The organism is Streptosporangium lutulentum (assembly GCF_030811455.1).
Lineage (GTDB): Bacteria > Actinomycetota > Actinomycetes > Streptosporangiales > Streptosporangiaceae > Streptosporangium > Streptosporangium lutulentum.
In genome coordinates this window covers 4,892,092-4,912,695 of sequence record NZ_JAUSQU010000001.1, presented here as the reverse complement: position 1 = coordinate 4,912,695, position 20,604 = coordinate 4,892,092, and the positions used below count along the sequence as shown (strand labels likewise).

The window sequence follows — 20,604 nt, the reverse complement described above, 5'->3', positions numbered from 1 at the left end:
TCGGAATACCGTGTCAACGGTCGCGCCCGATCCGGGCCCTCGCCGGCGTCGTGGATCCCGACTCGGATCCACGCCGCCGCCCTCGGGCCCGGCTCGACGCCGTGCCGGTGCCCTGCCCTTGGCTTGACCCCGACAACCGCATCTTTTCATTTGTCTGCGTTGCTTGTGACCCGCTTGCGCGGCGATGACTAGCCCGCGTAACGCTCGGCGAGACCCACGAGGGTCCGGGTGATCGCCCCGGTGCCGCCCCTCGGCGTGTAGCCGTGGGCCTCGCCCTTGTTGAAGGCGGGGCCTGCCATGTCGATGTGTGCCCAACGGACGCCGTCCGGCACGAATTCCCGCAGGAAGACGCCCGCCGTCAGCATCCCGCCGAAGCGCTCGGGGTGCAGGTTGGCGATGTCGGCGACCGGGGAGTCGAGACCCTTGCGGAGCTCGTCGGGCAGCGGCATGGCCCACGCGGCCTCGCCCTGCTCGCCCGCGATTTCGACGATCTCCTCGCGGAGGTCGTCGTCGTTGGCCATGACGCCCGCCGTCCGCCAGCCCAGGGCGACGATCTGGGCGCCGGTGAGCGTCGCGATGTCCACGATCAGGTCGGGGTTGTCCTGGCCGGCGCGGGCGATGCCGTCGATCAGGACCAGGCGGCCCTCCGCGTCGGTGTCGAGCACCTCGACCGTCTTGCCCGAGAAGCTGGTGAACACGTCGGAGGGACGCTGGGCCGTGCCGCTCGGCATGTTCTCCGCCAGGCAGAGGTAGCCGATCACGTTGACCTTGAGCTCCAGCTTGGCGATCGCGAGGAGCGCGCCGAGGATCGAGCCCGCACCTCCCATGTCCGACTTCATCCAGTCCATCGCGGCCGACGGCTTGAGCGACAGGCCGCCCGAGTCGAAGGTGATGCCCTTGCCGACGAGCGCGATCGTCTTGGACGCCTCGGGGTGGCTGTAGGCGAGACGGACGAGGCGCGGCGGGCGGGCCGAGCCCTGGCCGACGGCGACGATGCCGCCGTAACCGCCCTCCTCGAGCTCCTTCTCGTCGAGGACCTCCACCGACAGACCGGCCTCCGACCCCATCTGCTCGGCGATCTCCGCGAAGCGGGCCGGCCACAGGTCCGACGGCGGGGTGTTGACCAGGTCACGGACCAGCGAGACCGAGCCCGCCAGGGTGGCGGCGCGCTCGACCGCGGCCTGGGCGCCCTCGGCGTCGCTCAGCACGGTCAGCTCGGTCACCGGGGCGACTCGCTCACCGGTGGTCCGGTATTTGACGAAGGAGTAGGCGCCGAGCAGACCGCCCATGGCGACGGCTCCCGCCTGCTCCGCGCTCACGGCGGGCAGGGCGAGCGCGACGCGGCCGGTGCCGGCCAGGGCGCGGATCGCGATGCCGGCGGCGCGGCGCAGGACCTCGGCGTCGTAGTCGCCCTCGGGTGCGTCTCCGAGGCCGACGAGGACGAGCAGGGGGGAGGTCAGCGCGCCGAAGGTCGGCACCTTGGAGATCTCGCCGGGCTTGCCCTTCATGCCCACGCTGCCGAGCGTCGCGGCCAGCCTGCCGCCCAACGCCTCGTCGAGGCCTTCGGTCCCGGGAGCGGGGTGGGGGCCGTCCGGTCCGGTATGGATGCCGACGACCAGGGCGTCGGTATCGAACGAGACAGCGTTGTCAATTGGGTTCAGCCGCACAGTGGTCACGTAGGCCGATGCTAGTCGCGCTTGACGAATGCACGTTAACGAGGGTTCGTCCTACGAATCGTCCCCCTCGATGGTGCCATCATGGGTAGCACCATTCAGAGAAATGATGCTAATGTCGCTAGCATTATGTTGCTTACCCTGGATCTGAACGATCTCCGGCCGCTGCACGAGCAGGTCGCCGAGGCGATCCGGCGAGCCATCGCCGAGGGGTCGTACGCACTCGGAGACCGGCTTCCGCCCGCCCGGGATCTGGCCGAGGCGCTGGGCATCAACGCCAACACGGTGCTGCGCGCCCTGCGCGACCTGCGCGACGAGGGCGTGCTGGAGTTCCGCCGCGGACGCGGGGTGAGCGTGCTCAGCCGTCCCGACCCGCGCAGCGTGATCGAGGAGAAACTGCGTTCCCTGCTCGCCGAGGCCGGCCAGTACGGCTACCGCCACGACGACGTCATCGAACTCATCAGGGAAATCTCATGACCGGGGGCCGGCCTCCGGTCTTTCGAAGGAGAAACCGCCATGGGCCTGCGAGGCCGATTCCTTTCCGTGGCGATCGGCTGGTTCGCGCTGCTGACCGCCGTTCTGGTCGCCGTTCCCCTGGCGCTGCGCGACCGGCTGCCCGAACCCATGGCCTCCCACTGGGGTGCGTCGGGCGCTCCGGACGGGTCGATGTCCTTCGTCACCCTGCTCACCTTGCAGGTGTCCATGTGGGTGCTGATCGGCGGCGGGGCCTGCGTGGTCGCCCTTCGGGTCCCCGGGGTGCTCCGGCAGCGCCCGCGCCGGATGGGCCTCGGCGCCCTGCTGTGCGGCCTCGGTCTGTTCCTCGTGGTCCTGCAACTGGTCACGCTGACCGCCAACCTCGACGTCCCCGCCTGGCCGCAGGCCGGCCACCTGTCGTGGGGCGTGCTGTCGGCGGTCGCCGCGATGCTGCTGGGCGGCTGGCTGGGCGCGCTCGCCGCTCGTCCCGGCCCCGACGAGCGCCCGCGATCGGGCGACACCGCGACGGAGACCATCCGGCTCCGTCCCGGCCAGCGCGCGGTCTGGCTCTCTACGGCGCGCAACGTCTGGCTCACCGGAATCGGTGTCTCCCTGCTCACCGTGGGAGCGGGTTTCTTGGTGGTCATCCTGCTCGGTGGGAAGGACATGCTGTGGTCTCCCACGGTGATCATGGCCCTGGCCGGTGTCCTGACCCTGACCTTCGGCTCGGTGCGCGCGCGGGTCACCGAGGACGGCCTGCGGATCTCCTACGGTCCGTTGCGTCAGCCCCGCAGGCACATCCCGATCACGCGGGTGCGGCGAGCCTGGTCGGAGGAGCGATTTCCCAGCACGGTCGGGGGCTGGGGCATCCGGGGTCTGCCCGGCGCCGCGACGATCATGATCCGGGGCGGGGATTGCCTGGTCGTGGAATACGTCTCCGGCGGGCGGCTCGCCATCTCGGTCGACGACGCCGAACGTGGCGCCGCCCTCCTGAACACCCTCGCCGGCAAGGCACCCGCCGGCGCCGGCGCCGGTTCGAGCTGAATCCCGCATCGACCCGCTCTGACCGACCCGCTCTGATCGCTGTCCCTTCGGATCGCCGCTCACCTCTGACCACCCCGCCCTTGATCACCCCGCCTCTGACCACCCCGCTCCTGACCACCTCGCCTCCGACCGCCTGGCCTTGGGCCGCCCTTGTCCAAGGCGGTCCGAGGCTCTGTCAGAGGCCCCGTGCATCCTTCGCGACCCCCTTGAAAGCCCCCCTTGGAAGGTGACCTCATGCCTCGTCGTTCGGCGGATCTCTGGCTGTTTCTGCTCTTCGCATTCGGCCTGTCCTGGTTGTTCGCCCTTCCCGTCTGGCTGACGGGCGCCCCCCTCGGCTCGCCGATGATCACGGTGGTCGGTGTCGTGATGATGTTCACCCCGACGCTCGGTGTGCTCGCCGTCTGGCTGTACGGCAGGCGGCGCGGACAGCCCGGGACCACCTGGCGCGAATGGGCGGCGCGAACGGGCCTGTCCCTGGGCGAGCGCAGGGGGCGCACGTTCGCGCTCATCGCGCTGGCCTGGTTCGGCACCCCGCTGCTGGTCGTCGTGGCGATCGCGCTCAGCGCGGCCCTCGGGCTGCTCGCCGTGGACCTGGACGGGCTCAGCCTGTTCCGTCAGGGTCTGGAGTCCGCCACCCCGGGCCTGTCGCTCCCAGTGGAGCCCGAGGTGCTGGCCGCGGTGCAGATCGCATCGGCGATCCTGGTCGCTCCACTGATCAACTCGATCGCGGCCCTCGGGGAGGAGTGGGGCTGGCGAGGCTGGCTCCTGCCGCGCCTGATGCCGCTCGGCACCTGGCGGGCACTGCTGGTGTCCGGGGTGATCTGGGGAGCCTGGCACGCCCCGCTCACCCTGCGTGGTTACAACTATCCCGAGCTCGGAGCGTGGGCCGCGCCCATGTTCGTCATCTTCTGCGTGGTCTTCGGGGCCGTGCTCGGCTGGCTCCGCCTCTACTCCGGCAGCTTCTGGCCCGCGGTGGTCGGCCACGGTGCCCTGAACGCGTCGGGGGCTCTCGTCGTGCTCGTCGGCGACGCTGCCGATCCGCCTGACCTCGCCGTCGCCGGGATCACCGGGCTGGTCGGCTCCGCGCTGCTGGCCGTCGTCGCGGCCGTGCTGTTCAAGCGCCGGCCGGTCCGGCAGTCCGTCCCTGTCGCGGTCTGAGCCCGTCCTGTTCTCCGGTCCGGGGTCTCCCGGTCACCGGGTCCCGTCCGGGCGTGCTCTGAGATCCCTTCGAGGTTCCTCGCGGCACGTGCGGCGGCGATGCCAGGTCAGGAGGTTATGGCGCAGGCCATCAGCGCCGCGGCCGTGGCGGTCTCGACGAGAGCGCCGAGCACGTCTCCCGTGACCCCGCCGAGTCGTCGCACGGCTCTTCGCCGCAGGGCCCAGGCCGCCAGCAAGCCCACGAGGACGGCCACGGGGAAGCCCCATGACACCGGTATCCCGCTTCCCCCGAGTACCGGGCTCGTGGAGAGTATCCCGCCGCCCTCGAAGCCACCCACCAGGCCGTGCCCAAGGAGGATCCCGTCTCCGGCGGGGACCGGGCCGAACGTCGTGAAGGAGGAGATCGGCAGCCATGAGGTGAAGGCGCCGACGTAGGCGGAGAAGGCCAGGGCCGTTGTTCCGGCGAGCACCAGGATGGTCATGATCAGCGCGACACCTCGCCGTACGGTGCCCGCGACCATCGAGCCCAGTCCGCCCGGCCGGGCCGAGGGGATGCCCGCGAGACAGGCCCAGGTGAGGGCGAGCCTTCCTGCCGCGCAGGCCGTGACCAGCGCGATCGGGCCCATCCCCGCGGCGGTGGCCTCCGACAGCATCATGATCTGGATCAGCAGGGTGAAGACCAGCGTCACGACGCCGAACGGGCCGATGTCCGACCGTTTCATGATGTCCAGTGCCTGTTCGGCGGGCTTGCCGCTGCCCAGCCCGTCGGCGAGGTCGGCCAGCCCGTCCAGGTGCAGTCCCCGGGTGAGCAACGCCAGAGTCCCCACGGCCAGAACCGACGCCGGAAGCGGGGTGATCCCCAGCCACAGCGCCAGCGTGAGCACCACTCCGGCGACGGCCCCGAGCAGCACCCCCACGAGAGGTGCGACCGTCATCGCGATCCCGCCCGCCCTGCGGTCGACCACTCCCGGACGGACCGGGAAGACGCTCAGCGTGCCGATGGCGAGGCGGATCCCGTCGGCGAACGTGGACGAACTCTCGGAAGGCGGCGTTTCAGACACGATCGGTGAGCGTAGCGGCCCCGCACGCGCCGTCGACCAGGTGAAAGGACAGAGCAGGTCGAGGGACGGGGCAGGTCAGGGGAGGAAGCGGGTCAAAGGACGAGGCAGGTCAGAGGAGGAAGCGGGTCAAAGGACGAGGCAGGTCAGAGGAGGAAGCGGGTCAAAGGACGAGGCAGGTCAGAGGAGGAAGCGGGTCAGAGGAGGAAGCAGGCCAGAGGAAGAAGCAGGTCAAAGGACGAGGCGGGTCAGAGGAGGAAGCAGGCCAGAGGGGCAAGCGGGTCGAAGGACAGGGCAGGCCAGGGAAAGCAGGTCAAAGGAAGAAGCAGGCCGAAGAGGGAAGCAGGTCAAGAGGCGAAGAGGGGGAGGGGCAGGGGGAGGGTCAAGAGGCGAAGAGGGTCAGAGGGGGAGGGGGAGGAGGCGACCGGACACGACCAGGGCGACGTCTTCGGATTCGAGGGCGAGACGCTGGTTCAGGCGTCCGAGGGTGTCGCGGAACATCCGGCCGCTGGAGGTGACGGGCACCACGCCGAGGCCGACCTCGTCGGAGACCGCCACGATCCGGGCACGGGCCTGCCGCCAGGCCGCGACCAGCTCGTCGCATCGCGCCGTGACCGCGTCTCTGCCGTCCCTGCCGCCCCCGCCGCTCCCGGTGTTCTCCCCGCTCCCTCCGCTCTCCCCGTTCGTGCTGCCCCCGTCCGCCCAGGCGTCGCACTCGTCGAAGACCGCGGCGACCCACGTGCCGAGCCCGTCGATCAGCATCGGGGTGGTGGCGGTCCGCAGCAGGCCGGCCAGGTCGGTGGTCTCGACCGTGTCCCAGTGGCCGGGCCTGCGGTCCCGGTGCGCGTCGATCCGGCGAAGCCACTCGGGGTCGTCGCCGCCTGACGGTCCGGTGGCCACGTAGAGGACCTCCGGCTCGGCCGCCAGCCGGAGTTCGGCCTCCGCGGACTTCCCCGACCGTGACCCGCCCAGCAGCAGGGTCCTGCGGGGGAGCGGGGGCAGGGGAGGCGCGGGCTCGCGGGTGTCGATGACGGTTCCGTCCGGTACGGCACGCACCCCCCACAGCGCGGCCCGCCGGGCCAGCTCGGTCTCCGTCGGCACCCGGTGATCGATGTTCACGGCCACGACATGCGTCCGCTCGCCGACCAGCCCTCTGCGGCGCAGATCTCCCAGGCGCTCCGGCCGGTCCAGCACGTCCACCAGCACCAGATCCAGCGCCCCCTGATCCAACGCCCCCTGCCGGTTGCCCGTGGGTGCGGGGCTTCGTGGATCGGTCTGCTCGCCGTACGGGTCCGGGGGAGGGACGGGGAGCGGGGCCGCGTAGAGGATCCGGTCACCGTCGGGCGTGGTGACGGTGAGGCCGTCGGCGCCGGTCGTGGTCCGGTAGCCGGAAGGGAGCGGGCCGGTGGGAGGAAGCCGTACGGAGTCGGAGAGGACGACCGCGGTGGGGCGGCGACAGCCGTGGACCAGCCGGGCGCAGGAGGCGCACCCGCAGTCCGGGAGCGGCCAGCCGCCCGCGCCCGCCGTACCGGAGATCAGGACCTTCACCGAGTTCTCCCAAGGATGCCCGGCCCTCAGACCGCGGTCGTTGACGGCCTCAGCGTACGGGTGCCCGAACCGATCGTTTCGGCCGGCGTGATTTTTCGGCTCCACGCTCGGAACGCTTCGGGGAGGTAGGGTTCGTTGAGCCGTCGAGGGGGCACCGGCAAGACCCGTAAAAGGAGCGTATGCATGACCTGGCACTGGCGTTATGAAAACGCGAACGGCGGCGAGGTGACCGAGGGAGTTCTGCCGTCCGACATGTTCCCGAGTCAGGCCGACGCCGAGTCCTGGCTTGGCGAGAGCTGGCGTGAGCTGCTGGAATCCGGTGTCGAGAAGGTCACCCTGCTTGATGGTGACCGGGTCGAATACGAGAAGATGTCGCTGCGCTCCGAATGAACGAGAAAGCCCCTCGGGTTTCCCGTCAGCGAGGAAACCCGAGGGGTTTGTTCATTTAGTGATCAGGCGCGCTTCGGGGGGCTGACGGTCTTGGCGGGGTCCCGCTCGACGAGCGAGCCAAGAACATCGTCGATCTTCTTCAACACGTCGGCGTCCAGCTTCACACCGCTCGCCTTGACGTTGTCACGGACCTGCTCCGGCCTGGTCGCCCCAACGATGGCGGAGGCCACGTTCGGGTTCTGCAACACCCAGGCCACGGCAAGCTGGGCCATGCTCAGGCCGAGGTCGGCGGCGATCGGCTTCAATTCCTGGACGCGGGCGAGCAACTCGTCGTTCAGCAACTTGGCGATCATGTTGCCACCGGACGGGTCGGTGGCCCGGGAACCGGAGGGCGCCGGCTGGCCCGGCAGATACTTGCCGGTGAGCACGCCCTGGGCGATCGGGGAGAAGACGATCTGGCTGAGACCCTCCTTCTCGCTCAGCGGCACGATCTCCTCCTCGATGACCCGCCACAACATCGAGTACTGCGGCTGGTTGGAGACCAGGCGGTCGAAGCCCATCTCGTCAGCGATCTTCAAAGCCCGGGAGATCTGGTCGGCGTTCCACTCGCTGACACCGACATAGAGGACCTTGCCCTGCCGTACGAGGTCGTCGAAGGTCTTGAGGGTCTCCTCCATCGGCGTCTCGTAGTCGAAACGGTGAGCCTGGTACAGGTCGACGTAGTCGGTCTGCAGGCGCCGCAGCGAGCCGTGGATGGACTCGGTGATGTGCTTGCGGGACAGTCCACGGTCGTTGGGGCCCTTGCCGGTGGGCCAGTAGACCTTGGTGAGGATCTCCAGGGACTCGCGGCGGACGCCCTTCAGGGCCCGGCCGAGCACTTCCTCCGCTTTGGTACCCGCGTAGACATCGGCGGTGTCGAAGGTGGTGATTCCCTCGTCGAGGGCGGCCTGCACGCACTGCTTGGCGGCGTCCTCCTCGACCTGGGAACCGTGGGTGATCCAGTTGCCGTAGCTGATCTCGCTGATCATGAGACCGCTGCGGCCAAGGTGACGGAATTCCATAGTGTTCGACCCTAGCGGGCTTCATAAGGAAAACTCATTTCGGGATACTCTGCCCCAGATGTCGAAGTTGATCACTTCCCGGTGGGTACGGCTCGTGCTCGCGGTCGCCGCGGTGGCGGCGATCGTCGTGGCGGTCCTTCGCCTGCGCCGGAGTCCGGCGGGGCAGAATCCGGCGACTTCCGAGACGGCCTCCGGGGGCGAGACCGGGGAGGCCGGGAACGCCCCCGAGCCGTCGTGGCCTCCGGTTCCGATCCTGGGCGTCCCCACCGACGACGACCTGGTGCGCTATGCCACCGGGCCCTCCGCCCTGGAGAGGTTCTTCGGGGACCTCCCGTCCAGGGCGCCGAGGGCGCCGCTGGAGGAGGTCGCCCGGGGGCGCCTGATCCGGTGGGGCGTCGTCGGGCTCGGGCTGTGCCTCCTGGTCCTCGGCACGCAGGTCCTCGAGAACGCGGTCTTCTCGAAAGATCTGGAAACCGTCGAGGAGACGACGGCCTTCGTGGGAACCGCCGGAGGGGAGCCGGACGGGCGCGAGAGCGATTCGTGTCCCGAAGAGGCGTACGGCGTGACGCCCGGAGGGGAGGTCGGCGTCGCGACGACGGCCGTCGGATGCGTGTTCAATGACGTCTTCCCCTGGACCGGGTCGGACGGCGAGGCCTCCGGGGACGTCTCCCTGGAGATCCTGAACGGTGCGGGGGCGGCGGACGGTGATCGGGCCGAGGAGGAGCCGGTTCCGGTCCGTGAGCCGGTTACGGACGCGGACTGCCGGCCGGAGGTCCGGGAGCCGAGGGCGCGAGCCGTCAGCCCGACGGTGACCCGGGCGGTGAACCGGCAGTGGCGGCGGATCGAGACGTGGCTGAAGACCAACGCCCCCAAGACCCGTCTCACGCTCGGCGAACCCGCCAAGGCCCGGACGATCGCGGTCGCGGAGGCGCAGATGGGCCTGCGGTTCCCCGACGACCTCCGGGCCTCCCTGCTCCGCCACAACGGAGCCGTCTTCGCGAGGGACACCCGGGCGTTCGGCTTCCTCGGCCACGAGAATCAAGACGTCCGCGCCATCCGTGACCACTGGCGAGGGCTGTGCGAGATCGACGGGGGCGAGGAGGGCGATCCGCGATCGGAGTGGTGGGACGGGCGGATGATCCCGTTCGGCGCCGACGGGAGCGGCGATCATCTGGTGATCGACTCCGCGGTGCGCGACGTCGGGGAAACCGACCACGAAGGTCAGCTGGGCTTCACGCCGGGAGAGATCCGGATCGGCTCGTACTACGCGCTGCTGAAGGCGACCGCGAACGCTCTGGAGACCGGCGGGTCCGTCGGTTACTGGAAGCCCGAAGCGGTCGACGGCGAGCTGGAGTGGAACATCCCCGACAAGTCATGATCGATGGCGTGTCCGGCACCCAAACGATTGGGATAAAGATAGTGAAATGCTCCATAAAACTCTCATATGGGCAGATTCTTCACACAGCTAATTGGTAGAAAATTCGCAGCAAATTGCCAGAAACCGCATCGGGAATCTCGTGCGGACGGTCCCCGCACAGCGAACCCCTCGCCTCTCCACGGAGAGACGAGGGGTTCGGGAAGATCTGCTCGCGGCCTACCTCTTCGGCGGGGCGGGCTTGCCTCCGGGCAGGAAGACCGGCGGAGGGAAGCGCAGCTTGCGAATCTGCAGTGCGCGCATGGCGGCGTAGAAACCGACACCCTTGACGCTCTCGTCGGGGTACTTCTCGGCGACGAGTTTCTTGACCTTCCAGGACACCCAGATCGAGGTGAACAGCACGCCGACCATCATCAGAGGCCAGCCGATCGTGATCACCGCGACGTAGACGACCCCGCGGACGTCGGCCGGGAAGGGGACCCAGGTGAGCAGGAGGATGAGGAGTGAGAACGGCAGGAAGTACTGGCTGATGACCCGGCGGGAGTCGACCCAGTCGCGGGCGAACTTGCGGGCGGGCCCTCGGTCGCGGGCGGGGAAGTACTTCTCGTCGCCGCGCATCATGCCCTCGCGCGCCTTGACGCGATCGTTGGCCTGGCGCTCGCGGAGCTGTTTGTAGGCCTCTTTGCGGTTCTGGGGGGCGTTCACCGGCTGACGGCGACGGCCTTCGGCGTCCCGGCGCTTGGGTGTGGGACGTCCCTTGCCCGCAGGCTTAGGATCGTTATCGGAGGCGGGGGAGTCGTCCGCGGTGGTCTGGGTACGTCGGAACACATCGTCAGCCTACCGGGACTGCAACTTAGTGACGCCCCCGCGCGTTATGCGTAGGGTGAACCCTATGGCGGTTCCGGCGTTTTTAGCGGGGGGCTGGAATCACCGGGGTGACCCGAAGCGCACTTGAAGAAGGGGACGGCCGACGCGCATGAGCGTGATGAAGAGACTTTCGTTGATCTTCAAGTCCAAGGCGAACAACGCTTTGGACAAGATGGAGGATCCGCGCGAAACCCTGGACTACTCCTATCAGCGCCAGTTGGAGTTGTTGCAGAAGGTGCGCCGGGGCGTGGCCGACGTCGCCACCTCGCGTAAGCGGGTGGAGTTGCAGATCAACCAGATCGAGGCCCAGTCGCGCAAGCTTGAGGAACAGGGGCGCAAGGCGCTTGGCGTCGGTCGTGAGGATCTCGCCCGCGAGGCCCTGACCCGCAGGGGAGGCCTGCAGACCCAGATCGCCGACCTTCGCGTGCAGCACGACAACCTGCAGGCCGAGGAGGAGAAGCTCACCACCGCCTCGCAGCGGCTGCAGGCCAAGGTTGACTCCTTCCGCACCAGGAAGGAGACGATCAAGGCGACCTACACCGCGGCCGAGGCGCAGACGCGGATCAACGAGGCGTTCTCCGGCATCTCCGAGGAGATGGGCGACGTCGGTCTGGCGATCCAGCGGGCCGAGGACAAGACGGCCTCCATGCAGGCCCGCGCGGGTGCCATCGACGAACTGCTGGCCAGCGGTGCGCTCGACGACTACAGCGGGCAGCGCGGCGACGACATCCAGGCCGAGCTCGACCGCATGGGCGGCGGGCACGACGTGGAGCTGGAGATCGCGCGGATGAAGGCCGAGCTCGGCCAGGGCAGCACGCCCAAGAGCGCGATCGAGCAGGGGCCGGCCCAGCAGCAGCCACAGCCGAACCAGCAGCCGCAGTCGAACCAGACTCAGCAGCTGCGCCAGCCGGGGGAGGGACTGTGATCGTTCGCATCATGGGGGAAGGACAGATCGAGATCGGCCCCAACGATCTTGAGGTCCTCAACGCCCTGGACACCGATCTGGAGGCGGCCATCGAGACCGGGGACGAGGAGACGTTCCGGGTCCGGCTGCACGACCTGCTGGACAAGGTCCGCCACGTCGGCAAGGCGCTTCCGGACGACAGCCTCGAATCCTCCGAGCTGATTTTGCCTCCGGCTGACGCTTCCATGGACGAAGTGCGGGCAATGCTCGGCGATGAAGGTCTGATTCCCGGCTAGCTTGGACATATGGCACAAACCCGGTTTGCCCCGGACCGGGGCCTGACCAGCCGTATGGTCCTGACCATGTTCCTGCTCGGACTGCTCTATGTGGTCTTCGTGGGGGTGCTGGTCGCGCTGGGATTGCGGACGGTCATGGTGCTGCTCATAGCCGGCGGCATCCTGCTGGTCCAGTACTTCCTGTCCGACCGCATCGCACTGTTCGCGATGCACGGACGTGTGGTCTCACCGCAGGAGGCCCCCGAGTTGCACGGCATGATCGACCGGCTCAGCGCCATCGCCGACATGCCGAAGCCGCGGGTGGCGATCGCCGACTCGGACGTTCCGAACGCGTTCGCCACCGGCCGCAACCAGAAGAACTCGGTGGTCTGCGTGACCACCGGCCTGCTGCGCCGCCTTGACGGGACCGAGCTTGAGGGCGTGCTCGCCCACGAGATGTCCCATGTGGCCCACCGGGACGTCGCGGTGATGACGATCGCGTCCTTCCTCGGCATGGTCGCCGGGCTCATGACCAGGATCGCGCTCTACAGCGGCCTGGGCGGGCGCAGCCGTGACGACAGGAGCGGCGGCCTCCCGATCGGCTTGATCATCCTGCTGGTCTCGGTCCTGGTGTACGCGGTCAGCTTCCTGCTCACCCGGGCGCTGTCGCGCTATCGCGAGCTGGCCGCCGACCGTGCGGGAGCCCTGCTCACCCAGCGGCCCTCGGCCCTGGCCAGCGCGCTGGTCAAGATCAGCGGAGAGATGGCCCGCATACCGACCAGGGATCTGCGCGAGGCCGAGCCGTTCAACGCCTTCTTCTTCGTCCCCGCGCTGTCCGGCAAGGCCAGCCTGGCCGCGATCCTGGCGACCCACCCTCCGCTGGAACGGCGTCTGGACCAGCTCGCCAAGATCTCCGCCCAACTCGGACGGGGAGTGTGAGCTGTGAGCTGGTGGGATGTGCTGCTGGGCCGTACCGAACCGGCGAAGGCCGACCTGGACGCGCTGTTCGCGCTCCCGTCGGCGGCGGTGACCTTGCAGGCCGCGACCGGTTTCGCGCCCACCGGGCTGGGGTCGGTCTGCTTCCGCTCGGCCGAGGGCGGGGCCTTCGCCGCGCTGGAACGCGACATCGCCGCGCTGCTGGACGCGGGTGGCGGCCCGCCGGTGGAGATCTCCCAGGACACCTACGGGTACACGTGGTTGCTGGCGCGCCGCGCGCCCGAGCAGTTCAGCGATCTGGTCACCGACCTGCACGCCGTCAACTCCTCCCTTGAGGCGGCGGCCTTCGGTCCCTCCCTGCTCTGCTCGCTGCTCTCCTTCGCCGATCCGAACGGCCGCAAGCTCGGCCTGGTCTACCTCTACAAGCAGGGCACCTTCTACCCGTTCGCGCCGCTGCCGGACCGGCGCAGGGACAACGCGCTGGAGCTGGAGATGCGGGCCGTGCTGGCCGACGAGCTCCCGATCGAGCCCGACCTCGGCCGCTGGTTCCCGCTCTGGGGCGCCCCGGGCCTTTAGAGAGGTCCCGGGCGCGTACCGCGGGCCGGTGAATCCGGCGGACGACGCCTTCTCCCCGACGCGGCCACGCGGCTGACGCGTGAGCGGTTCGGTGCATGGATCGTGATCCTTTGCCTTCACAATGAAATGCGAAAGGTCCCCCGAGGGAAGGTGCGTCCATGCCGGACCTCGCGCCCCTGCGGCCCGGGGATCCCCGGCGAGTGCGGGAGTACCGGCTCACCGGCCGGCTGGGCGAGGGCGGTCAGGGAACGGTCTACCTGGGTGTGTCGCCCACGGGCACCCGCGTCGCGGTCAAACTGCTCCGTCCCGACCTCGCCCGGGACTCCGAGGCGAGGGAGCGTTTCGTCCGCGAGGTCAGTACGGCCCGGCGGGTCGCCCCCTTCTGCACCGCCGCGGTGATCGGCACCGGCATCGACCGGCGGCGGCCGTACATCGTCAGCGAATACATCGAGGGCCCGACGCTGGAGGCCGTCGTGGCCTCCGAGGGGCCGCGCGGGGGGCCGGCCCTGCACCGCCTGGCGATCGGCACCGTCACCGCGCTGGTCGCGATCCACCAGGCGGGGATCGCGCACCGCGACTTCAAGCCGTCCAACGTGCTGCTCGCCCCGGACGGCCCCAGAGTGATCGACTTCGGCATCGCCAAGGCGCTCGACCGGACCTCCACGCTGACCGCGACGACGATCGGCACCCCGTCCTACATGACCCCCGAGCAACTGGCGGGGGAGGACGCCGGGGCACCCGCGGACATGTTCGCCTGGGGCGCCGCGATGGTCTTCGCGGCCACCGGCCGGCCGCCGTTCGGCGCCGACAGCCTGCCCGCGATCTTCAATCGGATCGTGAACCTGGAGCCCGACCTGCGGGGGATCGCCGATCCGGCGCTGCGCGACCTGATCGGGCAGTGCCTGGCCAAGGACGCGGCCCGGCGCCCCACGGCGGGGGAGGCGCTGCTGCGGCTGCTCGGCCACGCGGGCGGCGCACCCGGTGCGGTGACGCCCGCCGCGCCCCGCGGCATCCTCGCCGAGGGCTCGGCCGCCGCCTCGTCGCACGCGGTCCGGGAGCCCCCGGCGTATCCGGCGCCGGCAGGGACCTCCGCCAAGGACCGGGGCGGGCTCCGGGCCGCGATCGGCGGAGGGCTCGTGGTCACGCTCGTGGCGGTGGGGGGACTCACCCTGGCGCTGAGGGGCCCGGCGCCCGAGGTGATCGGGCCCGGCCGGGCGAGCGGCCCGCGGGACGTGACCGCCCCGCCGCCCTCCGGCTCCGCGGTCACGCCGGCCCCGGCCGTCTCCGGCCCGCCCCCGGCGAGCAGGACGATCAGGCTGCCCGGGAGTTCGATCACGATCCACGAGAGTGACGACGACCCGATCCGGCTGAGCTCCTACAGCCTGGACGGGGACGCGCACCTCTACGTCCGCGAGCCCGGGACCAGCCGGTTCACCAAGGACGACAGGTATTTCCAGTACACGGTGAACCCCTCGGGCAGCCACGCGCTGGGCACCGAGCGGACCTACGACAGGAGCGGCCACGCCGTCGTCGCGGTCGTCGACCGGCGGTCCGGCACGGTGAGCCGGATCAGGGTCGCCGAGGATCCGGTCTACCCGACGCTGCCGCAGTGGTCCCCGGACGGCGGAAAGGGCCTGGTGACGCTCTACGAGATCGTCGGCAAGGCCCGCAGGGAGAGCAGGGCGTACGGCTACGCGGTCATCGACGTCGCCACGAAAAAGGCCAGGGTCGTCCGCGTGAAGGAGAAGGACGCGGGCACGTGGAGCTATTTCTGGCGGGGGGACGGCCGGGCGGTCGGCACCTGGGCGCTCACCGGGGAGACCCAGCGCATCCGTTTCTATGACCTGGGGGGCACCGTGCTGCAGACTTTGCTCGACGTCGGCGCTCCGATCACCGTGGAGGGCGACGACGTCTCTCCGTCGGGCTCGATGCTCATGACGTACTGCAAGGGAACGAACCAGGAGATCTGTATCTGGTCCACCTCCGCCGACGGGGAGGCCAAGGCCCGGATCCCGTTCAAGACCGAGCGGCTCGTCGGCTGGTACGACGACCGGCACATCGCGGGCTGGCGGCGGTCGGGCACCGGCTACGAGGCCGTGGTGATCGACTTCAGGGGGCAGGTCAAGCGGGTGCTGGCCACCAGTGCCGATCCGGCGGAGTACGACAGGCAGTTCACGCGCTACACGAGGGAGCTGAGATGAGGGACTGGAGCCACGCCGAGCACGTCCGGGCCACCGGGGTGGAGATCGGCCGAATGGCGGACGTCCTGCGGGACGCCGACATGTCCACCCCGGTGCGGACCTGTCCCGGCTGGAACCTGGCCGAGCTCACCACCCATCTCGGCGGCCTGCACCGCTGGGTGGCGGCCATGGTGCGCGACCTGGCCGAGCGGCCCTACGACCGAAACGGGACGGATCCGGGTCTGCCCGCCGACCCGGGCGGCTACCCCGCCTGGTTGGGGGAGGGGGCGGGCCCGCTGTCCGAGGCGCTGCTGTCGCAGGACCCGCAGGCGCCCATGTGGTCGTGGGGCGGTGAGAGGCGGGTGGGGTTCTGGTCGCGGCGGCAGCTCCACGAAGCCGTGGTGCACCGGGTGGACGCCGAGCTCGCGCTGGGTCTCCCGGTCTCGATCGACGAGGACGTGGCGGCCGACGGGGTCGAGGAGTTTCTCGAGGTCCTGCCGTACGTGCGCTGGAACCCCGGCGTGGCCGAGCTCAGGGGCGCGGGTGAGACGATCTCCCTGCAGGCCGACACCGGCGCCGGGTGGGTGGTCACCCTGGACCCCGACCGTTTCCACCATCAGAGATCCCTCCAGCCGGGAACGGTGACCGTCCGCACCACCACCTCGGCCGACCTGCTGCTGGTGCTGTGGGGACGGCGCAGCGCCGACGACTACGCCGTCGAAGGGGACGCCGGTCTCCTCGGCTGGTGGCGGGAACACACGGGAATCTGAGGTTCCGGCCCGGATCCGATGTTCAAGACATGACAGGGCACGCCGCTGACTCGTCGGCGCCGCCGGTGCTTCGTGATGCCATGAACCCATGATCAAGATATCTCACACCGTGGCCGCGGCTGTTCTTGTCTCCATGGGCTCTCTGGGGCTGTTCGGCGGGACCGCGCTCGCCGATTCCGGGACCACGAAGACGATCGTGGAAGACAGGAAGTCGCGGATCACGGTCCGGGGAGAGGGAAGCCACTCCTCGGCTCCCGACGTCATGAGACTGAACGTCGGTGTCGAGGTACGCCGCCCCACCGCCGGGGCGGCCTTCGCCGAGGCGCGCAAGGTGGCCGCCGCACTGACCCAGGTGCTGGTGAAGGCGGGGATCGAGGCCAAGGACCTGCGGACCAACGCGTTGTCCCTCGGCCCCGAGTACGAGAACTACCCCAAGGTCGTCGGGTACCGCGCGACGCAGGGGGTCGAGGCCCTGGTGCGCGACATCGGGTCCGCCGACCGGGTGGTCGACGCGGTGGGTTCGATGAGTGAGGACGTCCGGCTGAACGGCATCTCCTTCGAGGTGTCCGACGACGGCGCGGCGCTCAGGGCGGCGCGTGACGCCGCCTTCGTGGACGCCCGGGCCCGCGCCGAGCAGTACGCCGGGCTGGCCGGCCGCGAGCTGGGCCGCGTCGTGACGATCACCGAGGAGGACGTCTCCCGGCCGGTGGTGCTCATGGCCGCCGCCAAGTTCGAGGACGGTGGCTCGATCAGCCCCGGCCGGCAGACGATCACGGTCAACGTGCAGGTGGTCTACCAGCTCAACTGATCCCCCGTACGCGGGGGTGAACCGCTTCGCGCGCGTGGCGGGCCCCGGCCCGCCGGGGCCCGCCACGCGCGCGGGAGACGGCGGGTGTCAGGGAAGCGCGAGCATCCGCTCCAGGGCGACCTTGGCCCAGTGGGAGGTGTCCTCGTCCACGGTGATCTGGTTGACGACCTGGCCCGCCGCGAGGGACTCCAGCGACCACACCAGGTGCGGGAGGTCGATCCGGTTCATCGTCGAGCAGTAGCAGACGGTCCGGTCGAGGAACGTCACATTCTTGTCGGGGAACATGGTTCCCAGTCGCTTGACCAGGTTCAGCTCGGTGCCCACCGCCCAGGAGGACCCGGCCGGGGCCTCTTCGAGCTTCTTGATGATGTACTCGGTCGAGCCGACGTGGTCGGCCTTGGTGACGACCTCGTGCCTGCACTCGGGGTGGACCAGCACGTTGACGCCGGGAATCCGCTCGCGGACGTCGTCCACGCACTCGGCGCTGAAGCGGCCGTGCACCGAGCAGTGTCCCTTCCACAGGATCACCTTGGCGTTCTCAAGCTGCCCGGCGGTCAGCCCGCCGTTCGGCCGGTGCGGGTTGTAGACGACGCAGTCGTCCAGGGAGAGGCCCATCTCCAGGACCGCGGTGTTGCGGCCCAGATGCTGGTCGGGCAGGAACAGCACCTTCTCCCCGCGGGAGAAGGCCCACTCCAGGGCGCGCCTGGCGTTGGAGGAGGTGCACACGACGCCGCCGTTGCGCCCGCAGAACGCCTTGATGTCGGCGCTGGAGTTCATGTAGGTGACCGGAACCGTGATCTCGGCGATCCCGGCGTCCTCCAGTGCCTCCCAGCACTCCTCGACCTGGTCGAACGTGGCCATGTCGGCCATCGAGCACCCGGCCGCGAGGTCGGGCAGCACGACCTTCTGGGAGTCGCCGGTGAGGATGTCGGCGGACTCGGCCATGAAGTGCACGCCGCAGAAGACGATGTACTCGGCGTCCGGCCGGGCCGCGGCCTCCCTGGCGAGTTTGAACGAGTCGCCGGTCACGTCGGCGAACTGGATGACCTCGTCACGCTGGTAGTGGTGCCCCAGCACGAAGACCCTGTCTCCCAGCGCCGCCTTGGCCCGCCGTGCGCGCTCGACGAGCGCCGGGTCGGAGGCGGACGGCAACTCGCCCGGGCAGTCGACACCTCGCTCGCTGTGCGGGTCGGTCTCCCGGCCGAGGACGAAGAGCGGAAGTCCGGTATCGGTGGTCGTCATGACCACACCCCCTTATCGTCGAACTGACGACTAATGATGACACACGCCCCGGGGGCCTTTATTCCCGGGGGAGCAGGGGGGTGGGGATGTGAGAGAGGTCTCTGGAATGTGTAGTCGATGACCGGTGTTGGTAGCTTCTAAGTAGGACGTCATTAACAGACAGCCGCTCCAGCCGGGCGGTTGACGCAGACGCGGGAGTCACCACATGTCGGTTGAGAGCAGCGAGACCAGCACGGCGCAGGGCCTGATCCTTAGCTCGGCGGCCGCGGCCAAGGTCAAGAGCCTGCTGGAGCAGCAGGGCGAGGAGGGCCTTCAGCTGCGCGTGGCCGTGCAGCCCGGTGGCTGTTCCGGCCTGCGCTACCAGCTCTTCTTTGACGACCGTTCGATGGACGGCGACGTCGTCTCGGACTTCGACGGCGTGAGTGTCGTCACCGACCGGATGAGCGCGCCGTACCTCGCGGGTGCCACGGTCGACTTCGTCGACACGATCGAGAAGCAGGGCTTCACGATCGACAACCCGAACGCCGGCGGTTCGTGCGCCTGCGGCGACTCGTTCAACTAGGCGACACCGCGGAGGCCCCGCGGAGTGACATCAGTCACTCCGCGGGGCCTTCGCGCGTCTGTCCGGTCACGTATTCTTGCGTGGTTTCACACCCACCTTTCCTTGAGATGCAGACAACGAGGAGAAGAACCCCGTGCGCATCGCCGTCACCGGCTCAATCGCGACCGATCATCTGATGACCTTCCCCGGCCGCTTCGGCGACCAGCTCATCGCCGAGCAGCTCGACCGGGTGTCCCTCTCGTTCCTCGTGGACGAACTGCAGATCCGCCGTGGCGGCTGCGCGGCCAACATCGCCTTCGGCATGGGCTGCCTGGGACTGACGCCCATCCTGATCGGAGCGGTCGGCACGGACTTCGCCGACTACCGGTCCTGGCTGGAGCGGCACGGTGTCGACTGTGACTCGGTATACGTCTCCGAGCTGCATCACACCGCCCGGTTCCTGTGCACCACCGACGAGGACCACAACCAGATCGCGTCGTTCTACACCGGTGCGATGGCCGAGGCCCGGCAGATCGAGCTCGGCCCGATCGCCCAGCGGCTCGGCGGTCTCGACCTGGTGCTCATCAGCCCCAACGACCCCGACGCGATGCTCCGGCACACCGAGGAGGCCCGCCAGCGCGGCATCCCCTTCGCCGCCGATCCCTCGCAGCAGCTCGCGCGGATGCCCGGTGAGCACATCCGCCTGCTGGTCGACGGCGCCGCCTACCTTTTCAGCAATGATTACGAAAAGGGGATGATCGAGCAGAAGACCGGCTGGTCCGACGAGGAGGTCCTCGACAGGGTCGGCGTCCGCGTCACCACGCTCGGCCCCAAGGGCGTCACGATCGACCGTAAGGGCGAGCCGTCCCTGCACGTCCCCCCGGCCCCCGAGCTCGGCAAGGCCGACCCCACGGGCGTGGGTGACGCCTTCCGCGCCGGCTTCCTGGCGGCCCTGGGCTGGGGCCTGCCCCTGGAGCGCTGCGGCCAGGTCGGCAACCTCACCGCCACCCACGTGCTGGAGCACGTCGGCGGCCAGGAGTACGAGCTCGGCCAGAAGGTCTTCCTGGCCCGCTTCGCCGACGCCTACGGCGCCGCCGCCGCCGACGAGGTGGCCCGGTTCGTGAAGTGCTACCACGCCTGAGGTCCTCTCACGGCGCGTACGGCAAGCCGGGTGGAGGCGAACCGCCGCCCACCCGGCCCGCCGTACGGCACGCCCCTCGCCCGGACCGCGCCGCTCGCCGCGACGCCGGGTCGGCTACGCGGTGGCGGGGCGCCCGGTGACGGTCAGTTGCCCGCGTAGACGCTGTGGACGAACTCGGCGAGTTTGTCGTCGGGCAGGTGCCTGGCCAGGTCCGCTTCGCTGATCATGCCGGCGATGCGGCCGTTCTCGATCACCGGCAGCCGCCGGATCCGGTGCTCCTCCATCTTGTGCAGCGTCTCCTCGACGGTGGCGTCGGCGGACACCCAGACCAGCTCGCCCGCCATTTCCGCGGCGGTCATCGTCGACGGATCCTTGCCCATGGCCACGCACTTCACCACGATGTCGCGGTCGGTGATGATCCCCTTGAGACGATCGTCGCTCCCGCACACGGGCAACGCGCCGACGTTCAGATTGCGCATCAGCTGTGCGGCCCGGTCGAGCGTCTCGTGCGCCGGGATGCACTCGGCCCCCGGGCTCATGAGGTCCTTGGCGGTCTCTTCGCTCATGCTTCCCTCCCCGAAAA

21 protein-coding genes are annotated in these 20,604 nt (G+C 69.6%); 14 read left to right on the top strand and 7 right to left on the bottom strand.

What is annotated here, in order from left to right; all coding sequences use genetic code 11:
* Positions 1–188: 188 nt before the first annotated feature.
* Positions 189–1,676: a leucyl aminopeptidase gene (locus J2853_RS21935; RefSeq protein ID WP_307560810.1), complete on the bottom strand. Its 1,488-nt coding sequence runs from the start codon at positions 1,674–1,676 to the stop codon at positions 189–191.
* A gap of 126 nt (positions 1,677–1,802) precedes the next feature.
* Between J2853_RS21935 and J2853_RS21930 the strand changes: the two genes are divergently transcribed.
* The 3 genes from J2853_RS21930 (at position 1,803) to J2853_RS21920 (ending at position 4,349) form a co-directional block, all read left to right on the top strand.
* Positions 1,803–2,150, top strand: a complete 348-nt coding sequence (locus tag J2853_RS21930) for a GntR family transcriptional regulator (protein WP_307560808.1) — start codon at positions 1,803–1,805, stop codon at positions 2,148–2,150.
* A gap of 39 nt (positions 2,151–2,189) precedes the next feature.
* Positions 2,190–3,191: a DUF1648 domain-containing protein gene (locus J2853_RS21925; protein WP_307560806.1), complete on the top strand. Its 1,002-nt coding sequence runs from the start codon at positions 2,190–2,192 to the stop codon at positions 3,189–3,191.
* Between the two features lie 234 nt (positions 3,192–3,425).
* Positions 3,426–4,349, top strand: a complete 924-nt coding sequence (locus J2853_RS21920; protein ID WP_307560804.1) for a CPBP family intramembrane glutamic endopeptidase — start codon at positions 3,426–3,428, stop codon at positions 4,347–4,349.
* 107 nt (positions 4,350–4,456) lie between these two features.
* Here the strand turns inward: J2853_RS21920 and J2853_RS21915 are convergent, their stop codons facing one another.
* Complete coding sequence (locus J2853_RS21915; RefSeq protein ID WP_307560802.1) at positions 4,457–5,410, bottom strand: adenosylcobinamide-GDP ribazoletransferase; 954 nt, start codon at positions 5,408–5,410, stop codon at positions 4,457–4,459.
* A gap of 396 nt (positions 5,411–5,806) precedes the next feature.
* Positions 5,807–6,955, bottom strand: a complete 1,149-nt coding sequence (locus tag J2853_RS21910; protein ID WP_307560800.1) for a bifunctional adenosylcobinamide kinase/adenosylcobinamide-phosphate guanylyltransferase — start codon at positions 6,953–6,955, stop codon at positions 5,807–5,809.
* A 183-nt stretch (positions 6,956–7,138) separates the two neighbouring features.
* On the opposite strand from J2853_RS21910, the gene J2853_RS21905 reads away from it, so the two are divergent.
* Complete coding sequence (locus J2853_RS21905) at positions 7,139–7,345, top strand: hypothetical protein (RefSeq protein ID WP_307560798.1); 207 nt, start codon at positions 7,139–7,141, stop codon at positions 7,343–7,345.
* A gap of 62 nt (positions 7,346–7,407) precedes the next feature.
* Here J2853_RS21905 and J2853_RS21900 read toward each other — a convergent pair whose 3' ends face one another.
* Entirely contained in the window at positions 7,408–8,406 is a 999-nt protein-coding gene (locus J2853_RS21900; protein WP_307560796.1) for an aldo/keto reductase family protein, read from the bottom strand.
* 58 nt (positions 8,407–8,464) lie between these two features.
* Here J2853_RS21900 and J2853_RS21895 point away from each other — a divergent pair, with 58 nt between their 5' ends.
* Complete coding sequence (locus J2853_RS21895; RefSeq protein ID WP_307560794.1) at positions 8,465–9,784, top strand: SMI1/KNR4 family protein; 1,320 nt, start codon at positions 8,465–8,467, stop codon at positions 9,782–9,784.
* Between the two features lie 216 nt (positions 9,785–10,000).
* On the opposite strand, the gene J2853_RS21890 is transcribed toward J2853_RS21895, so the two are convergent.
* Complete coding sequence (locus tag J2853_RS21890; protein WP_307560792.1) at positions 10,001–10,609, bottom strand: DUF3043 domain-containing protein; 609 nt, start codon at positions 10,607–10,609, stop codon at positions 10,001–10,003.
* Positions 10,610–10,757: 148 nt separating this feature from the next.
* Between J2853_RS21890 and J2853_RS21885 the strand changes: the two genes are divergently transcribed.
* The 7 genes from J2853_RS21885 to J2853_RS21855 all read left to right on the top strand — a co-directional run bounded on the left by J2853_RS21885 (position 10,758) and on the right by J2853_RS21855 (position 17,097).
* Positions 10,758–11,573 carry a PspA/IM30 family protein gene (locus J2853_RS21885; protein ID WP_307560791.1) on the top strand — a complete coding sequence of 272 codons (816 nt, stop codon included), beginning with the start codon at positions 10,758–10,760 and terminating at the stop codon, positions 11,571–11,573.
* Positions 11,570–11,848, top strand: a complete 279-nt coding sequence (pspAA, locus tag J2853_RS21880) for a PspA-associated protein PspAA (RefSeq protein WP_307560789.1) — start codon at positions 11,570–11,572, stop codon at positions 11,846–11,848. The genes J2853_RS21885 and pspAA overlap by 4 nt, the downstream gene beginning before the upstream one ends.
* 9 nt (positions 11,849–11,857) lie before the next feature.
* Positions 11,858–12,766, top strand: a complete 909-nt coding sequence (gene htpX / locus J2853_RS21875; RefSeq protein ID WP_307560787.1) for a zinc metalloprotease HtpX — start codon at positions 11,858–11,860, stop codon at positions 12,764–12,766.
* A gap of 3 nt (positions 12,767–12,769) precedes the next feature.
* Positions 12,770–13,339 (top strand): PspA-associated protein PspAB, encoded by a 570-nt coding sequence (pspAB, locus tag J2853_RS21870; protein ID WP_307560785.1) that lies wholly within the window; start codon positions 12,770–12,772, stop codon positions 13,337–13,339.
* 158 nt (positions 13,340–13,497) lie between these two features.
* A complete protein-coding gene (locus J2853_RS21865; RefSeq protein ID WP_307560783.1) occupies positions 13,498–15,540 on the top strand; it encodes a serine/threonine-protein kinase in 2,043 nt (680 codons plus the stop codon).
* Positions 15,537–16,289: a maleylpyruvate isomerase family mycothiol-dependent enzyme gene (locus tag J2853_RS21860; protein WP_307560781.1), complete on the top strand. Its 753-nt coding sequence runs from the start codon at positions 15,537–15,539 to the stop codon at positions 16,287–16,289. Before J2853_RS21865 ends, J2853_RS21860 begins: the two co-directional genes overlap by 4 nt.
* Before the next feature lie 88 nt (positions 16,290–16,377).
* Positions 16,378–17,097: an SIMPL domain-containing protein gene (locus tag J2853_RS21855; RefSeq protein ID WP_307560779.1), complete on the top strand. Its 720-nt coding sequence runs from the start codon at positions 16,378–16,380 to the stop codon at positions 17,095–17,097.
* Between the two features lie 87 nt (positions 17,098–17,184).
* On the opposite strand, the gene nadA is transcribed toward J2853_RS21855, so the two are convergent.
* A complete protein-coding gene (gene nadA, locus J2853_RS21850) occupies positions 17,185–18,339 on the bottom strand; it encodes a quinolinate synthase NadA (RefSeq protein WP_307560777.1) in 1,155 nt (384 codons plus the stop codon).
* Between the two features lie 205 nt (positions 18,340–18,544).
* Between nadA and J2853_RS21845 the strand changes: the two genes are divergently transcribed.
* Positions 18,545–18,901 (top strand): HesB/IscA family protein, encoded by a 357-nt coding sequence (locus J2853_RS21845; protein ID WP_307560775.1) that lies wholly within the window; start codon positions 18,545–18,547, stop codon positions 18,899–18,901.
* A 133-nt stretch (positions 18,902–19,034) separates the two neighbouring features.
* Positions 19,035–20,021, top strand: coding sequence for a carbohydrate kinase family protein (locus tag J2853_RS21840; RefSeq protein WP_307560773.1), 987 nt, complete (start codon positions 19,035–19,037; stop codon positions 20,019–20,021).
* Between the two features lie 143 nt (positions 20,022–20,164).
* On the opposite strand, the gene J2853_RS21835 is transcribed toward J2853_RS21840, so the two are convergent.
* Positions 20,165–20,587 (bottom strand): CBS domain-containing protein, encoded by a 423-nt coding sequence (locus J2853_RS21835; protein WP_307560771.1) that lies wholly within the window; start codon positions 20,585–20,587, stop codon positions 20,165–20,167.
* Positions 20,588–20,604: the final 17 nt, after the last annotated feature.

Coding starts and splice junctions, on each gene's coding strand:
- J2853_RS21895 (WP_307560794.1), top strand. CDS start 8,465: ATGTCGAAGTTGATCACTTCCCGGTGGGTACGGCTCGTGCTCGCGGTC.
- J2853_RS21930 (WP_307560808.1), top strand. CDS start 1,803: ATGTTGCTTACCCTGGATCTGAACGATCTCCGGCCGCTGCACGAGCAG.
- J2853_RS21885 (WP_307560791.1), top strand. CDS start 10,758: ATGAGCGTGATGAAGAGACTTTCGTTGATCTTCAAGTCCAAGGCGAAC.
- J2853_RS21855 (WP_307560779.1), top strand. CDS start 16,378: ATGATCAAGATATCTCACACCGTGGCCGCGGCTGTTCTTGTCTCCATG.
- J2853_RS21905 (WP_307560798.1), top strand. CDS start 7,139: ATGACCTGGCACTGGCGTTATGAAAACGCGAACGGCGGCGAGGTGACC.
- J2853_RS21900 (WP_307560796.1), bottom strand. CDS start 8,406: ATGGAATTCCGTCACCTTGGCCGCAGCGGTCTCATGATCAGCGAGATC.
- J2853_RS21845 (WP_307560775.1), top strand. CDS start 18,545: ATGTCGGTTGAGAGCAGCGAGACCAGCACGGCGCAGGGCCTGATCCTT.
- J2853_RS21920 (WP_307560804.1), top strand. CDS start 3,426: ATGCCTCGTCGTTCGGCGGATCTCTGGCTGTTTCTGCTCTTCGCATTC.
- nadA (WP_307560777.1), bottom strand. CDS start 18,339: ATGACGACCACCGATACCGGACTTCCGCTCTTCGTCCTCGGCCGGGAG.
- J2853_RS21865 (WP_307560783.1), top strand. CDS start 13,498: ATGCCGGACCTCGCGCCCCTGCGGCCCGGGGATCCCCGGCGAGTGCGG.
- htpX (WP_307560787.1), top strand. CDS start 11,858: ATGGCACAAACCCGGTTTGCCCCGGACCGGGGCCTGACCAGCCGTATG.
- J2853_RS21860 (WP_307560781.1), top strand. CDS start 15,537: ATGAGGGACTGGAGCCACGCCGAGCACGTCCGGGCCACCGGGGTGGAG.
- J2853_RS21835 (WP_307560771.1), bottom strand. CDS start 20,587: ATGAGCGAAGAGACCGCCAAGGACCTCATGAGCCCGGGGGCCGAGTGC.
- J2853_RS21925 (WP_307560806.1), top strand. CDS start 2,190: ATGGGCCTGCGAGGCCGATTCCTTTCCGTGGCGATCGGCTGGTTCGCG.